General features: G+C 67.6%; 15 protein-coding genes and 1 tRNA gene. 9 read left to right on the top strand and 7 right to left on the bottom strand.

The genetic code is table 11. The features are described from left to right. Positions 1 to 122: 122 nt before the first annotated feature. Positions 123 to 773 carry a hypothetical protein gene (locus CKY51_RS06980; protein WP_152249024.1) on the bottom strand — a complete coding sequence of 217 codons (651 nt, stop codon included), beginning with the start codon at positions 771 to 773 and terminating at the stop codon, positions 123 to 125. On the opposite strand from CKY51_RS06980, the gene CKY51_RS22390 reads away from it, so the two are divergent. Genes CKY51_RS22390 through CKY51_RS22385 form a run of 5 tightly spaced genes read left to right on the top strand, consistent with a single transcriptional unit; the run spans position 772 to position 4,368 of the window. Then, the gene (locus CKY51_RS22390) at positions 772 to 930 is read left to right on the top strand and encodes a hypothetical protein (protein ID WP_170292297.1); all 159 of its coding nucleotides are present in this window, start codon (positions 772 to 774) and stop codon (positions 928 to 930) included. The two genes, CKY51_RS06980 and CKY51_RS22390, sit on opposite strands and share 2 nt — an antisense overlap. After that, a complete protein-coding gene (locus tag CKY51_RS06975; protein ID WP_152249023.1) occupies positions 923 to 2,905 on the top strand; it encodes a DNA cytosine methyltransferase in 1,983 nt (660 codons plus the stop codon). The genes CKY51_RS22390 and CKY51_RS06975 overlap by 8 nt, the downstream gene beginning before the upstream one ends. Beyond that, positions 2,902 to 3,174: a hypothetical protein gene (locus tag CKY51_RS06970; RefSeq protein ID WP_022970821.1), complete on the top strand. Its 273-nt coding sequence runs from the start codon at positions 2,902 to 2,904 to the stop codon at positions 3,172 to 3,174. The genes CKY51_RS06975 and CKY51_RS06970 overlap by 4 nt, the downstream gene beginning before the upstream one ends. A gap of 2 nt (positions 3,175 to 3,176) precedes the next feature. Continuing rightward, entirely contained in the window at positions 3,177 to 4,085 is a 909-nt protein-coding gene (locus tag CKY51_RS06965) for a recombination-associated protein RdgC (RefSeq protein ID WP_031338416.1), read from the top strand. A 52-nt stretch (positions 4,086 to 4,137) separates the two neighbouring features. Then, a complete protein-coding gene (locus tag CKY51_RS22385; RefSeq protein ID WP_022970819.1) occupies positions 4,138 to 4,368 on the top strand; it encodes a helix-turn-helix transcriptional regulator in 231 nt (76 codons plus the stop codon). Positions 4,369 to 4,404: 36 nt separating this feature from the next. Here the strand turns inward: CKY51_RS22385 and CKY51_RS06955 are convergent. Both CKY51_RS06955 and CKY51_RS06950 read right to left on the bottom strand, forming a co-directional pair. Continuing rightward, a tRNA-Ser gene (locus tag CKY51_RS06955) sits at positions 4,405 to 4,494 on the bottom strand. 150 nt (positions 4,495 to 4,644) lie between these two features. Further along, entirely contained in the window at positions 4,645 to 5,658 is a 1,014-nt protein-coding gene (locus tag CKY51_RS06950) for a LysR family transcriptional regulator (protein ID WP_022970818.1), read from the bottom strand. 103 nt (positions 5,659 to 5,761) lie between these two features. Between CKY51_RS06950 and CKY51_RS06945 the strand changes: the two genes are divergently transcribed. After that, positions 5,762 to 6,352 (top strand): FMN-dependent NADH-azoreductase, encoded by a 591-nt coding sequence (locus CKY51_RS06945; RefSeq protein ID WP_022970817.1) that lies wholly within the window; start codon positions 5,762 to 5,764, stop codon positions 6,350 to 6,352. A 198-nt stretch (positions 6,353 to 6,550) separates the two neighbouring features. Here the strand turns inward: CKY51_RS06945 and serS are convergent, their stop codons facing one another. Continuing rightward, complete coding sequence (serS, locus tag CKY51_RS06940; RefSeq protein ID WP_022970816.1) at positions 6,551 to 7,831, bottom strand: serine--tRNA ligase; 1,281 nt, start codon at positions 7,829 to 7,831, stop codon at positions 6,551 to 6,553. Positions 7,832 to 7,941: 110 nt separating this feature from the next. Here serS and CKY51_RS06935 point away from each other — a divergent pair, with 110 nt between their 5' ends. Together CKY51_RS06935 and CKY51_RS06930 are read left to right on the top strand one after the other, a co-directional pair. After that, complete coding sequence (locus tag CKY51_RS06935; RefSeq protein ID WP_152249022.1) at positions 7,942 to 8,598, top strand: energy transducer TonB; 657 nt, start codon at positions 7,942 to 7,944, stop codon at positions 8,596 to 8,598. A 210-nt stretch (positions 8,599 to 8,808) separates the two neighbouring features. Further along, positions 8,809 to 9,273, top strand: coding sequence for an energy transducer TonB (locus CKY51_RS06930; protein WP_031338633.1), 465 nt, complete (start codon positions 8,809 to 8,811; stop codon positions 9,271 to 9,273). On the opposite strand, the gene aroA is transcribed toward CKY51_RS06930, so the two are convergent. The 3 genes from aroA to serC form a co-directional block, all read right to left on the bottom strand. Continuing rightward, positions 9,257 to 10,573, bottom strand: coding sequence for a 3-phosphoshikimate 1-carboxyvinyltransferase (gene aroA / locus CKY51_RS06925; protein WP_022971039.1), 1,317 nt, complete (start codon positions 10,571 to 10,573; stop codon positions 9,257 to 9,259). The genes CKY51_RS06930 and aroA overlap by 17 nt on opposite strands. Before the next feature lie 99 nt (positions 10,574 to 10,672). Then, entirely contained in the window at positions 10,673 to 11,842 is a 1,170-nt protein-coding gene (gene pheA, locus CKY51_RS06920; protein ID WP_022971040.1) for a prephenate dehydratase, read from the bottom strand. A gap of 63 nt (positions 11,843 to 11,905) precedes the next feature. Further along, positions 11,906 to 12,991: a phosphoserine transaminase gene (gene serC, locus CKY51_RS06915; protein WP_022971041.1), complete on the bottom strand. Its 1,086-nt coding sequence runs from the start codon at positions 12,989 to 12,991 to the stop codon at positions 11,906 to 11,908. A gap of 164 nt (positions 12,992 to 13,155) precedes the next feature. Between serC and msrP the strand changes: the two genes are divergently transcribed. After that, positions 13,156 to 14,124 carry a protein-methionine-sulfoxide reductase catalytic subunit MsrP gene (gene msrP / locus CKY51_RS06910; RefSeq protein ID WP_022971042.1) on the top strand — a complete coding sequence of 323 codons (969 nt, stop codon included), beginning with the start codon at positions 13,156 to 13,158 and terminating at the stop codon, positions 14,122 to 14,124. Positions 14,125 to 14,144 lie beyond the last annotated feature (20 nt).

Genomic DNA, 14,144 nt, shown 5'->3' with positions numbered 1-14,144 from the left:
ATGAGTATTCACCCGACCGATGACGCGGCCTATGCCGCGAAGCAGCTGCGCCGCGCGCGCCGGCAGCTGCGCGACCGCGTGGACGAGATCGACCTGGCCGCAATGGGAGTTATCGCGTGATCTCAAGACGAACTGCCGAAGATTTCCTTGCGCCGAGCCTCAGCAATCTCTGCGATTTCGCTACTCGAGTCCAGGAGCTTTTTGCTGCTAACGATGATCATTTCGGCAAATTCCTGAGCAACAGCCCCACTCATCCCCCGCGCGATATCAGCTACTTCTTGCAGAGCACTAAGCCCGCCTTTCAGTCGCGCAATTGCGTAGCCAAAATTGCTGGGCAAGACATGAAGCCGATCGAATTTCCCTGTTATCTCTGGGAGCGTAACCGTCCTCAGATGTTCGGCCACTCGATTCCTTGTGTCCAGCGAATCTGCATAAGGAGCGTCCTCAACCTCCACCAGTGCCCGAACAGAGCCGATGCTGATTCTAAAAAGATGGAGCTCCGGCTCGAACAAAATCGTCAGCAGGTCAGCTTCCCTTCTGATGGCATTCGACGCATCAATCCCGCTTCGCTTTACCAGCGCGTTGGCCTGCCAGCCCAGATAACCGACAGCGCAGGCCCCAGCCAGTGCGATGACTGCTGCGACTGCGGCTATGCCTGCGCCCGCAACCGCAACGACAACAGCAGCCCAGTCCGCCACGTTGCCCCAGTCCGCTGCTAGCGGACAGAACTCGCTTGCCATATCGCCTCCCTGTGATGGATCCAATTCTGCCATGACCAATCTACACCCGAACGACAGACTCGCAGCGCTGGATTGGGCGCTGAGCCGAGCGCGCGAAGCAGCCGCCAGTGATGAGTTGATCCGACTCACCCACCTGCCGGTCCTGCAGCAGCTGCGCGACGAAGCGCAGCGGGAGGCTCGCGGTGGCTGAAGGCTCGCACTCCTTCAATTTCCCCGCTCCGCAGATCTCGTGCCTGCGCCCGGGCGAGATCGTGGTCGACCTATTCGCCGGCGGCGGCGGCGCCAGCGAAGCGCTCAAACAGGCGCTGGGCGTCGATCCCGCGCTGGCCTACAACCACGACGAATGGGCTATCGGCATGCATGCGGCCAATCACCCGCTGACGATCCACCACCGCGAAGATATATGGCACGCCGACCCGCGCAAGGACGTCGCCGGCCGGCCGATCGGCTGGTTCCATGCCTCGCCGGACTGCACGCACTTCAGCCAGGCCAAGGGCGGCCAGCCGCGCAGCCGCAAGACGCGGGCGCTCTCCTGGGTCGCGCTGAAGTGGATCGGCCAGCTGCTCCGCGCCGATGAGCGCGACGGCACGGACACCGCGCCGCGCATCCTGTCATTGGAAAACGTGTGGCAGATCCTGACCTGGGGTCCGCTGGTGGCCAAGCGCTGCAAGATGACCGGCCGCGTCCTGAAGATGGACGGCAAGGTGGCGGCGCGTGGCGAGCGCGTACCGGTGGAGAATCAGCAGCTGGTGCCGGACAAGCGCCACAGCGGCCGCACCTGGCGTCAGTTCGTGGCTGCGCTGGAGTCGAAGGGCTACCGCGTCGAGTGGCGCAAGCTGACCGCCAGCGACTACGGCGCCGGCACCAGCCGGGAGCGGCTTTTTCTGCTGGCACGGCGCGACGGCGAGCCGATCGTGTGGCCGGCGCCGACGCACGGCACCGCGCCCGGCCAGCAGCCGCGCGTGCGCGCCGCCGATTGCCTGGACTTCTCCATCGCCTGCCCTTCGATCTTCACCCGCAAGCGGCCGCTCGCTGACGCCACACTGCGCCGCATCGCCAAGGGCGTCATGCGCCACGTGCTGCAGTCGGCGGATCCCTTCATCGTGCCTGCCACGCATCAGGGCTCGGACCGCGTCAACGACGTGCAGGCGCCGCTGCCGACGATCACCGCCGCCCACCGCGGCGAGCTGATGCTGGTTGCCCGGGAGCTGGCGCCGTTCATTGCCGAGCACGCCAACAGCAGCCATTCGGTTGGAAGCATGCGCGCCGACGAACCGCTGCGCACGATCTGCGCCGGGGTGAAGGGCGGTCACTTCTCGGCGGTGGCGCCGATCCTCGCCGGTGTCGGCGGCCGCGCCGGCCAGTCCGAGCCGCGCTCAGGTGCCGAACCGCTCTACACGATGACCACGAAGGCGGACACGGCGCTTGTGGCACCGATCATGGTGCAGGCCGGACATGGCGAGGGACGCCCAGGCGCCGCGCAGCGCTGGGGCGCGGGCAGCAAGGATGTCCGCGCACCGGTGAGCACCGTCACTGCCAGCGGTAGCGGCGGCCAGGCGGTCGCTTGCGCATTCCTCGAGCAGGCGAACGGAGGCTTCTACGAGGGCGGCGGCCGCGATGCGCGCGACCCGATGAGCACCATCACCGCGACCGGCAGCCAGCAGCAGCTCACTACCGCGCACGTGGTGCCGCTGCGCAACAACACCCACGGTCAGCCGGCAGATGAGCCCCTGGGCACGGTGTGCGCCAGCACCGTGCACCACGGGATGATCGAGTGCACGCTCAGCGCAGAGCAGCAGGCCGGCGCACTGCGGGTCGCGGCCTTCCTCGTAAAGTACTACGGGACCGGCGCCAATGTGCCGTCCCTTGCCGATCCCCTGGACACGGTGACCACGAAGGATCGGCTGGCGCTGGTAGAGGTGGTGATCCAGGGTACGCCGTACATCATCGTCGACATCGGCCTGCGCATGCTCAAGCCGCACGAGCTGTTCCGTGCGCAGGGGTTCCCCACCGGCTACCGGATCACGCACACCGCCGACGGCAGGGCCATCAGCACCAGCGCTGCGGTTCGCATGTGCGGCAACAGCGTCAGCCCGCCGCCTTTGGTCGCCCTAGCGCGCGCGAATCTCGACACGAAGCCGCTCCCGCTGCAGGCGGCCGCATGACCCTCGCCCTCCTCGGCCGCGGCCTGGACGCCATCCTGCAGCATGACCTCGCCGGCATGCCGCGCCAGATCAACAACGCCGCGCGCCTGCACCGCTACGAGTGCGCCCAGCAGCTGCACTGCGCCACCCAGTCGCCCGAAGCCCGCGAGATCGAACAGCTCCGCGAGCAGTTCGGCCGCAACTACCAGACCGCCTGGCGCAACGGCCAGCGCCCAGACCTCACACAGCTGCCGCAGCACTTCGCGGCGGCCCATACCGATTCGGAGTGATCATGTTCTTTCGCAACCTCACCATGTTCCGCTTCCCCACCTCCCTCGACCTGTCCGCCGTCGAGGAGCTGCTGCCCCAGCACGTGCTCAAGCCGGTCGGCCCGCTTGAGATGGCCTCCCACGGCTTCGTCTCGCCGTTCGGCCGCGAGGAGACCGAGCAACTGTCACACCGCATCGGCGACTTCCTGTGGCTTGCCGTCGGCGGCCAGGACAAGATGCTGCCCGGCGCCGTCATCAATGACGTGCTCGAGCAGAAGTGCGCCGAGATCGAGAAGGCCGAGGGCCGCCGGCCGGGCGGCAAGGTGCGCAAGCGCCTGAAGGACGACATCATCCACGAGCTGCTGCCCAAGGCCTTCGTGCGCAACTCGCGCACCGACGTGATCCTCGACCTGGCGCACGGCCTAGCCATCGTCGACACACCCAGTCGCAAGGTCGGCGAAAGCGTCGTGTCGGAGATCCGCGGCATGCTCGGTAGCTTCCCGGCCCTGCCCCTCAACGCCGAGGTGGCGCCGCGCGCCGTGCTCACTGGATGGATCGCCGGCGAGCCGCTGCCGGAATCGCTGAGCATCGGCGAGGAAGCGGAGCTGCGCGACCCGATCGAGGGCGGCGCTATCGTGAAGTGCCAGCATCAGGAGCTGCGTGGTGACGAGATCGAGAAGCACCTGGAAGCCGGCAAGCAGGTAACAAAGCTGGCGCTGGTGATGGACCACAACCTGTCGTTCGTCCTTGGCGAGGATCTGGTGTTCCGCAAGCTCAAATTTCTGGACGGCGCACTGGATCAGCTCGACGACGTCGAGGGCGACGGCACGCGCGCGGAACTGGATGCACGCTTCGCGCTGCAGTCGGCCGAAATGCGCCGCCTGTTCCTGGTGCTCGAGCAGGCGCTGCGCCTGTCGAAGGTGGAGGGCTGAGCCGAAGCTGGCTGGGCCATCGACACGAAATACCTGCTGGAGGAGAACCCCAATGCCCGAGACTGATAACGATCTGCGCCTGCTTGCCATGAAGGACGTGCGCGCGAAGGTAACGCTAAGCCCCGCGACCATCTACCGCAAGATTCAGGTCGGCGAATTTCCGAAGCCGCACAAGGTTTGCTCGCGATCGCTGTGGCTATCCACACAGATCGACGAATGGATCGTGCAGCAGACCGCTGCACCGAGTATGGGACAGGAGATGGGACGAGTCGGTGGATCTTGAAAAAAGGCCGTCGCCTCAGTACTTTGCATCGACATGTGGCGGAGAGAGTGGGATTCGAACCCACGGAAGGTTTGACCCTTCGCCGGTTTTCAAGACCGGTGCCTTAAACCGCTCGGCCATCTCTCCGTTGTGCTGCTTCGACTGCGCCGCGATCATGCTGCTGCGCCTTCGCGGGTAGCCCAGTCTGCTGCTACTCCGCGCCCGGAGTGGCTCCGGGCGCGCATTCTCGCATGTCGCTGCGCTTTGCGCAGCCGATGCAGGCGGCGCGTGCCGGCGTCAGCCGGCCTCGGCCATCAGGCGCGGGGCGTTGGCGGCGGCGCGCTTGAGCTTTTCGGCCAGTTCGGCGCAGTTGCCGCCGCAGTCCAGCCGCGAGCGTTCGATCTCGCGCGGCAGGTGTTCGGCCAGGTAGTCGATGAACACCCGTACCGCCGGCAGCAGGCCGCGGCGCGAGGCGAACACGGCGTGGCAGATGCCCTGCGGCAGCGACCAGTGCGGCAGCACCACTTCCAGTTCGCCGCTGCGCACCGCTTCGGCGCAGACGGTCTCCGGCAGCATGGTGATGCCGAAGCCGTCGCGGGCCATCGATTGCAGCAGCGGGAAGTCGAAGCCGGCCAGCCGCGGCTGCAGGTCGACCCGGCGCATTTCGCCGTTGGGGCCGTGCAGTTCCCAGCGCTGGTGGGCCTCGTCCTCGCTGATGCTCATGGTGGTGTGGTTGGCCAGTTCGCTGGGATCCTTGGGCCGGCCGGCGCGATCCAGATACTTCGGGCTGGCCACCAGCAATTCCTGCACCTGGCCGAAGCTGCGCATCACCAGGCTGCCGTCGTCGTCCAGCCGCGAGCGCACGCGCAGGGCGACGTCGTAGCCTTCGTTGATGACGTCGACGCGGCGATTGCTGATATTGAGCTGCAACCGCACCTTGGGATATTTGGCGAGGAAATCCGGCAGCAACTTCGGCAACTGGATCTGCGCCAACGACACCGGCACGCTGACGCGTACCAGCCCGCGCGGCTCGGCGCTGAGGCGGTCCACCACCTCGCGCGCGGCCTGGGCCTCGGCCAGCATGGTCTGGGCATGGCGATGCACGCTGGTGCCGACATCGGTGACGGCAAAACGGCGGGTCGAGCGCTGCAGCAGACGCACGCCGAGGTCGGTTTCGAGCTGGCTGATGCGGCGGCTCAGGCGCGACTTGGGAATCCCCAGGGCGCGCTCGGCGGCGGCGAATCCGCCGTGATCCACCACCATCGCGAAGTAGTACAGGTCATTCAGGTCGTGCATGGCGTATACATCCATGGATGGAACGATACGTGATATTTAACCACCTTTATTCCACCGGAGCAACAACCTAGCTTATCCGGCAACGCGGCGCCGCCGCCCAATCCCGGAGATCCTCGCCATGAAACTGCTCCATCTCGATTCCAGCGCCTTGGGTGCCACTTCCGTCAGCCGCCAGCTCAGCGCAGCGGTGGTCGACCAGCAGCGCCAGCTGCATCCGGACCTGACGGTGGTCTACCGCGATCTCGACCAGGCGCCGCTGCCGCACCTGACCGGGCAGTCGCTGGCGCAGGCCGATGCCGCCGAGACCGCGGCGGCCGAGGAAGCGATGCAGCAGTTCCTGGAGGCGGACGTGATCGTCATCGGTGCGCCGATGTACAACTTCTCGGTCCCGTCCACCCTGAAGGCCTGGATCGACCGCATCGCCGTGGCCGGCCGCACCTTCCGCTACACCGCCAATGGCCCCGAAGGCCTGGCCGGTGGCAAGCGGGTCATTGTGGCCAGCGCCCGTGGTGGCGTGCACAGCGGCCAGCCGACCGACTTCCAGGAGCCCTACCTGCGCCAGGTGTTCGGCTTCCTCGGCATCGACGACGTGCGTTTCGTGCGTGCCGAAGGCGTGTCCTACTCGCCGCAGCATCGCAGCGATGCGCTGGAGCAGGCCTTGGCGAGCCTGACGCTATCGCAGACCGCACAGGTCGGCGAGCCGGCGTAAGGTCGGACAACGCGCCGCTGCCGGGCAACGCCACCGGCAGCGGCGCGCGTCGTTGTCGAGGTGGAGCGAGCGTTGTTGCAACACGCAGCGCGCGTCTCACGGGTCACCACGCAGACGGCGCCCTGCGGCACCGCGCGGCAGGCTGCAGTCTCGCCGCCCTACGATGAGAGGCGGCTCCACGCCGCCCGCCGTGACGCATCACCCGATGCGGGTGATCCCGCCCATATACGGACGCAGCACCTCGGGCACGTCGATCGAGCCGTCGGCGTTCTGGTAGTTCTCCATCACCGCGATCATGGCGCGACCGACCGCGGTGCCCGAGCCGTTGAGCGTATGCACCAGTTCCGGCTTGCCGCTGGCCGGGTTGCGCCAGCGCGCCTGCATGCGGCGGGCCTGGAAGTCGCCGCAGTTGGAGCACGAGGAGATCTCGCGATAGCTCTGCTGCGACGGCAGCCAGACTTCCAGGTCGTAGGTCTTGGTCGCCGAAAAGCCCATGTCGCCGGTGCACAACAGCACCTTGCGGTACGGCAGGCCCAGTCGCTCCAGCACCACTTCGGCACAGCGGGTCATGCGCTGGTGTTCCTGCTCGCTGTCCTCCGGGCTGCACACGCTGACCAGTTCCACCTTCTCGAACTGATGCTGGCGGATCATGCCGCGCACGTCGCGCCCACCGCTGCCGGCCTCGGCGCGGAAGCACAGCGAATGCGCGGTCATGCGCAGCGGCAGGCGCTCGGCCTCGACGATCTCGTCGGCGACGATATTGGTCAGCGACACTTCCGCGGTGGGAATCAGGTAGCGCGACGACTCGCCGATCTCGGTGCGGAACAGATCGTCCTCGAACTTCGGCAGCTGGCCGGTGCCGCGCAGCGCGTCGGCATTGACCAGCACCGGCACGTTGGTTTCCTGGTAGCCGTGCTCGCCGGCGTGCAGGTCGAGCATGAACTGCGCCAGCGCGCGGTGCAGGCGGGCGATCGGCCCACGCAGCACGGTGAAGCGCGCACCCGACAGCTTGGCGGCGGTCTCGCCGTCCAGCCAACCGTGCACCGCGCCCAGTTCGACATGGTCCTTGACCGTGAAGTCGAAGCTGCGCGGGGTGCCCCAGCGCGACTGCTCCACGTTCTCGCTCTCGTCCTTGCCCTGCGGCACGTCGTCCTGCGGCAGGTTGGGCAGCACCAGGGCGATGGCGTCCAACTTGGCGCGGATCGCGTCCAGCGCGTCCTCCGAGGCCTTGAGCTCGTCGCCGAACCCGGCCACCTCGGCCATCAGCGCGGCGACGTCCTCGCCCTTGGCCTTGGCCTGCCCGATCGCCTTGGACTTGGCATTGCGCTGGCTCTGCAGCTCCTGCGTGCGCACCTGGATGCGCTTGCGCTCGCCCTCCAGCGACTCCAGCTCCGCAGTGTCCAGAGCGAAGCCGCGCGTGCGGCGCAGGCGCTCGGCAAGGTCGGCGGGATGTTGGCGAAGCAGGGCCGGATCTAGCATCGGGGAATCGTATCGGTGGAAGAGACAGCGCATTATCGCCTGATCGGCCGTCTCTGCGATCGATTCACCGAGGCTATGCCAGAATCGCGACGAGTCCCCAGGTACGCCTTATGCCCGCGCCCCGCTCCGCGTCCGATCGCCCCATCGTCCTGCACCTGCCGCGCCACACGCTGAAGATCGTCGGGATCGCGTTCGTTGTGGGCCTGTTGTTGTTCGTGCTGGTCTGGGCCAGCGGGCGCAAGGACGATTTCTACAAGGCTGCGCCGACCCAGCCGACCACGGCCGATGCACCGAGCGACGACAGCCTCAAACCCCTGCCCGCCCCCTTGCCGGCCCAGGACGGCGCCAGCGACATGCCGCAGGCCAAGCCTGCCGACGAGACACCGACCCTGGTGGAGACCCCGCCACCGCCGCCACCGGCACCTGCCCCGCTGGCCGAAGGCGCGCCGGCGCCCGGCACGGCCGCGCCCGCTGCAGCAGGCGCAGGCGGCGATCGCCCGACCCCGATCCAGGGCCAGACGCCGCCGCCGCGCTACCCGGCGGCGGCGCTGCGGCGCGGCGATGCCGGCAATGTGGTCGTACGGGTGGATGTGGACGCCAGCGGCGCCCCCGGTGGCGTGACCCTGGTCCAGCGCAGCGGCTCGCGCGAGCTCGACCGTGCGGCGATGGAAGCGGTGCGCCGTTGGCGCTTCCACCCCGCGCAGCGCGACGGCAGGCCGGTGCCCGGCAGCCTCGACGTGCCTTTCGAGTTCAAATCCACTCAGTAAACTGAACCGTCCCGGGCTGCGACCCGGGGCCGGCACGGCTGCCTTAGCTGCGCCTCAGCCAACAGGGACCAGACTGATCGGGTGCTCACACGACGCGCCTGGAGGTCGGCCATGCCCTACACCTCACATCATCCTCTGTCCTCGACAGCCCATGCGGCCCGCTCCATCCCGGGGCGCTCAGAGCCGTCACGGCCTGTGCTGACGCGCGGGCTGTGGCTGTTGGGCGTGGTGGCGGTGATTGCCGCATCGGCATGGTGGTGGACGCAGCATGCGCAGCGTCGCGCCGCCGCGCCGCTGGTGGTCGCGCCGGTGACTGCGCGGCAGATCCTGCCGGCGTCGGACGCACCGCGCGCCATCACCATGGTGTCGCATGGTCCGCCGCATGCCGAGCCGACGCTGGAAGAGGCCCAGCCGCTCGCGGGCAATCTGTTGCCGGCCTACCCGGCCAGCGCCATGCAGGCGGGCGATGGTAGCCGCACGGCGCGTCTGCGCCTGGATGCGCGCGGCCGGGTCGCATCGGTCACGATCGTCGAGCGCGAGGGCAACCCGGACCCTGCGCTCGATCGCGCCGTTATCACTACCCTGCAGCAGTGGCGTTTCACCCCGGCGATGCGCGATGGCACCGCCGTGGCCAGCAGCGTGCAGGTGCCGATCGAGTTCAGCGCAGCGCGCTGAGGGTGAAGCCGGCGCCCTGCGCCAGCGTGTCGAAGCCCGGGAACGAGGTCGCCACGTTGGCGACATCGGCAATCTCGACCTCGCCGGTCGACAGCTGACCGGCGATGGCGAAGGCCATCGCGATGCGATGGTCGCCATGGCTGTCGATCCGCCCGCCGCCGATCGGCCCGCCGTGGAGGGTGGCGCCATCGTCGGTTTCGTCCACCCGCACACCCAGCGTGCGCAGTCCGTTGGCCATCGCGGCCAGGCGATCCGATTCCTTGACCCGCAACTCGGCCGCACCGCTGACCACCGTCTGTCCCTGCGCCGCCGCCGCAGCGACGAACAAGGCGGGGAATTCGTCGATCATGTCCGGCACCAACGCCTCGGGAATGCGCGCGCCCTGTAGCGGCGCATGGCGCACGCGCAGATCGGCGACTGGCTCACCACCGTGGGACGCGTGGTTCTGCTCGACGATATCGGCCCCCATCAGACGCAAGGCCGCCAGCAGGCCGGTCCGCCGCGGATTGAGCCCGACCGCCTTCAGCGTGATGTCCGAGCCGGGGATGATGCTAGCGGCAACGATGAAGAACGCTGCCGAGGAAAAGTCCGCCGGCACGGCGATGTCGGTCGCACGCAGGCGCTGGCCGCCGCGCAGGCGTGCCTGGCCGGGCGCGAAATCGATCCCCACGCCGAACGCGGACAACATGCGTTCGGTGTAGTCGCGGGTGGGATGCGGCTCGCTGACCGAGGTCTCGCCCTCGGCATACAAGCCCGCCAGCAGCACCGCGGATTTGACCTGTGCGCTGGCCACCGGCGAGACGAAGTCGATGCCCTGCAGGCGCTGGCCACCATGCACGCGTAACGGCGGCGTGCCGTCCTGCTCGGTGTCGATGCGCGCGCCCATCTGCGCCAGCGGCGCCGTCACCCGGCGCATCGGCCGCTTGGACAGTGACGCATCGCCGACCAGCACGCTGTCGAAGCGCTGCGCTGCCAGCAAGCCCGCCAGCAAGCGCATGCCGGTGCCGGCGTTGCCGCAGTCCAGCGGCGCGGTCGGCGCCTGCAAGCCATCGACGCCGACGCCGTGGACGATGCGCTGCGAGGCCGACGGCGTCTCGATGCGCACCCCGAGCTGGGCGAAGATGGCCGCGGTTGCGCGGGTGTCCTCCCCTTCCAGGAAGCCGTCGATGCGCGAGGTGCCATCGGCCAGCGCGGCGAACATCACCGCGCGGTGCGACACCGACTTGTCGCCGGGAATCTCCAAGGTGCCCTGCAAGGGGCTGCCGCGCTGCGCGACCCAGTGTTGCGTGCTGCTGCTCATGCGATGTATCCGAGTGCGGTCGCACCGCCTAGGCCAGCGGTGCGGTTCGAGAGAAAGGAGGTGGCTGCGCGCTGCGCGCAACCCACCATCAGAGGCCCATCAGGGGATGGCCACCGGGTAGGAGCCCAGCACCTTGATCTGCGCCGAATGCGCCTTCAGCTCGGCCAGCGCCTGCTTCATCGCGTCGTCCTCGACGTGGCCGGCCAGATCGATGAAGAAGCCATATTCCCACTTGGCCTGGTGCGAGGGCCGCGACTCGATGCGGTTCATGCTGATGCCGTGACGGGCGAACGGGCTGAGCACGTCGAACAGCGCACCCGGCTTGTCGTGGATGAACACCAGCACCGAGGTGCGATCGTGCCCGGACGGCGGGAAGATCTGCCGGCCGATCACCAGAAAGCGCGTGGTGTTGTCGTCATCGTCCTCGATCGACTTCATGATGACCTTCTTCAGGCCATACACATGCGCGGCGCTCTCGCCACCGATGGCCGCTGCATCGTCGGCATTGCGGGCGCGGCGCGCGCCTTCGGCGTTGCTGGAGACGGGAATCTTCTCCACCTTGGGCAGATGCGCGCGCAGCCAACCGGCGGTTTGCGCGAACGACTGCGGGTGGGCGTAGATGCGCTCGATATCGTCCAGCCGACCATTGCGCGAGAGCAGGTACTGGTGCACGCGCAGCTCGACTTCGCCGCAGATCTTCAGGTTGGAGGTCAGGAACATGTCCAGCGTGACCTGGATGGTGCCCTGGCCGGAATTCTCCACCGGCACCACGCCGAAATCGCTGTTGCCGGCCTCCACTTCCTGGAACACCTCCTCGATCGTCGCCATCGGCAGACCCACCGCCGAGCGCCCGAAATGCTTCAGCACCGCCTGCTGGCTGAAGGTGCCTTCCGGGCCGAGGTAGCCGATCTTCAACGGCTCCTGCTGGGCCAGGCAGGCCGACATGATTTCGCGGAACACATGCACCAGCACTTCGTCGCTGAGCGGACCTTCGTTGCGATCCACCACCATGCGCAGCACCTGCGCTTCGCGTTCGGGACGGTAGTAGTCCACCGCCGCGGCCAGCTTGCCCTTGGCCTTGCCGACCTGGTGAGCGAAGTTGGCGCGTTCGGCGATCAACGCCTGGATGCTGCGATCGATCTCGTCGATCTTGGCGCGCACATCGGCCAGCACGGGGGCGCTCGCGTTGGCCGCCTTGGCGCTGGCCTTGCCGGACGGCTTGCCGGTGTCGCCTGCGGCGGAGCTGGATTTCTTGGACTTGGAGGCCATTGCCGGCATTCCTCGGTAAATCGGCGCTGTGCGCCGGCGCGGCCGCAGCCGCGTGCGGATGGATCAGCCGTGACGCTGCTGGAAGTCGTGCATGAAGGACGCCAGTGCCTGCGCGCCCTCCACCGGCATCGCGTTGTAGAGCGAAGCGCGGATTCCGCCGACCGCCTTGTGCCCTTTCAGTGCGAGCAGGCCGGCCGCCTTGGACTCGCTGACGAACAGGGCATCCAGCGTGGCATCGGGCAGGAAGAACGGCACGTTCATGCGCGAACGCACCTGCGGCTTGACCAGGTTGCGGTAGAAGCCGCCGGAACGATCGATCGCGCCATACACCAATGCGGCCTTGGCGGCATTGCGACGCGCGAATTCGCTCACCCCGCCCTGCGCCAGCATCCACTTCACGGTCAGGCCCAGCACGTACCAGTTCCAGGTCGGCGGCGTATTGAGCATCGACTCGCGCGCCAGCTGCGAGCGATAGTCGAAGATGTCCGCGCGCGGTTGGCCGGCGCGCTCGAGCAAGTCGCGCCGCACGATGATCACCGAGATGCCGACCGGGCCCAGGTTCTTCTGCGCGCCGGCATAGATCAGGCCATAGCGCGACACGTCCAGCGGCTCGGAGGCGATCGAGGAGCTGAAGTCGGCGAATAGCGGCAGCGGACCCACATCGGGCGTCTCGCGGAATTCCACCCCATGGATGGTCTCGTTGGCGGTAATGTGCACATAGGCCGCATCCGGCGACAACGTCCAGTCCGCGACCGGCGGGATGTCGATGAAATCGTCGCCCTGGCGATCGGCCGCCACGCGGACATCGACGTAGGGACTTGCCTGCTTGATCGCGGTCTTGCCCCAATGGCCGGTCACCACGTAGTCGGCCGACTGCCCGGGCGCGGCGAAATTGAGCGGCAGCAGCGCCTGGATGGTCGTGGCGCCACCGGCGGTAAACAGCACCGCATAGTCGTCGGGGATGGACAGCAGGCTGCGCAGATCGGCCTCGGCCGCGGTGGCCACGGCCATGAAATCGGCGCTGCGGTGGCTGATCTCGACGATCGACGCCCCCACGCCGTTCCACTCGAGCATCTCTTCCTGCGCCTGGCGCAGGACCGATTCGGGTAATGTCGCCGGGCCGGCACTGAAATTGAACGCGCGTGTCATGGCATACCTTGTCGAGCTAGCCTCTTAGTATGCCGCAGCGCATCAGCGTTGACAGCGCGGATAAACGGTTGCAGGTGCATCCTTTCGCTCGCCGACCACGTAGGCCGTGGATAGGCTGTTGCGGAGCGCGTCGCTCCGCGCCGATCACTGCCAGGAGTTTCGCCATGTCCTTCCGCGATGCCTTCACGCTGCCGTCCCGCGAGATCACCGATGAGGCCGTTTATCGCGACCGCCGCCGGCTGCTGCAACTGTTGGCGCTGACGCCCGCGCTGGGCGCGGCCGGGTGCGCGGCGGCCGATCCGCCACCGCCGGCCAAGACCGTCGTGACCCCGGAGCAGGCGCGCAGCGGCTTCCGTACCAGCGAGACGCTGACCCGGCTGGAGGACGTCACCAGCTACAACAACTTCTACGAGTTCGGCACCGACAAGATCGATCCGTCGCGAGCGGCCAAGACGCTGAAGCTGTCGCCATGGACGGTGAAAGTCAGCGGCGAGTGCGAAAAGCCCGGCAGTCTGTCGCTGGACGAATTGCTCAAGGGCCTGACGGCGGAGGAACGCATCTACCGGCTGCGCTGCGTGGAAGGCTGGTCGATGGTGATTCCGTGGACCGGCGTACCGCTGGCCGCGGTCCTCAAGCGCTTCGCCCCCACCGCCAAGGCCAAGTATGTCGCCTTCACCACCTTGGCCGACCCGCAGCAGATGCCTGGCGTGCGCTACCGCTCGATCGACTGGCCCTACCGTGAGGGCTTGCGCATCGACGAAGCGATGCACCCGCTGACCCTGCTGGCGACCGGCCTGTACGGCAAGCCGCTACCGCAGCAGAACGGCGCGCCTCTGCGGCTGGTGGTGCCGTGGAAGTACGGCTTCAAGAGCATCAAGTCGATCGTCGAGATCCGCTTCGTCGAACGCATGCCGCGCACCGCGTGGAACGACCTGCAACCGTCCGAATACGGGTTCTTTTCCAACGTCAATCCTGCGGTGGACCATCCGCGCTGGAGCCAGAAGACCGAGCGGCGCATCGCAGGCACCGCCAGCAAGCTGTTTGCCGAACGCATCCCCACCCGCCCGTTCAACGGCTACGCCGATCAGGTCGCCGCGCTGTATGCGGGGATGGATTTGAAGAAGTGGTTTTGAGCGGGCGGGACGCGGGACCC

It is taken from the genome of Xanthomonas maliensis, from assembly GCF_009192945.1.
Taxonomy (GTDB): Bacteria; Pseudomonadota; Gammaproteobacteria; order Xanthomonadales; family Xanthomonadaceae; genus Xanthomonas; species Xanthomonas maliensis.
This window is presented reverse-complemented; position numbering and strand designations above follow the sequence as displayed.

Bases quoted from the DNA above. Each gene is read 5' to 3' on its own strand.
- CKY51_RS22390 (WP_170292297.1), top strand. From the start codon at position 772: ATGACCAATCTACACCCGAACGACAGACTCGCAGCGCTGGATTGGGCG.
- CKY51_RS06980 (WP_152249024.1), bottom strand. From the start codon at position 773: ATGGCAGAATTGGATCCATCACAGGGAGGCGATATGGCAAGCGAGTTC.
- CKY51_RS06970 (WP_022970821.1), top strand. From the start codon at position 2,902: ATGACCCTCGCCCTCCTCGGCCGCGGCCTGGACGCCATCCTGCAGCAT.
- CKY51_RS06965 (WP_031338416.1), top strand. From the start codon at position 3,177: ATGTTCTTTCGCAACCTCACCATGTTCCGCTTCCCCACCTCCCTCGAC.
- CKY51_RS22385 (WP_022970819.1), top strand. From the start codon at position 4,138: ATGCCCGAGACTGATAACGATCTGCGCCTGCTTGCCATGAAGGACGTG.
- CKY51_RS06950 (WP_022970818.1), bottom strand. From the start codon at position 5,658: ATGGATGTATACGCCATGCACGACCTGAATGACCTGTACTACTTCGCG.
- CKY51_RS06945 (WP_022970817.1), top strand. From the start codon at position 5,762: ATGAAACTGCTCCATCTCGATTCCAGCGCCTTGGGTGCCACTTCCGTC.
- serS (WP_022970816.1), bottom strand. From the start codon at position 7,831: ATGCTAGATCCGGCCCTGCTTCGCCAACATCCCGCCGACCTTGCCGAG.
- CKY51_RS06935 (WP_152249022.1), top strand. From the start codon at position 7,942: ATGCCCGCGCCCCGCTCCGCGTCCGATCGCCCCATCGTCCTGCACCTG.
- aroA (WP_022971039.1), bottom strand. From the start codon at position 10,573: ATGAGCAGCAGCACGCAACACTGGGTCGCGCAGCGCGGCAGCCCCTTG.
- pheA (WP_022971040.1), bottom strand. From the start codon at position 11,842: ATGGCCTCCAAGTCCAAGAAATCCAGCTCCGCCGCAGGCGACACCGGC.
- serC (WP_022971041.1), bottom strand. From the start codon at position 12,991: ATGACACGCGCGTTCAATTTCAGTGCCGGCCCGGCGACATTACCCGAA.
- msrP (WP_022971042.1), top strand. From the start codon at position 13,156: ATGTCCTTCCGCGATGCCTTCACGCTGCCGTCCCGCGAGATCACCGAT.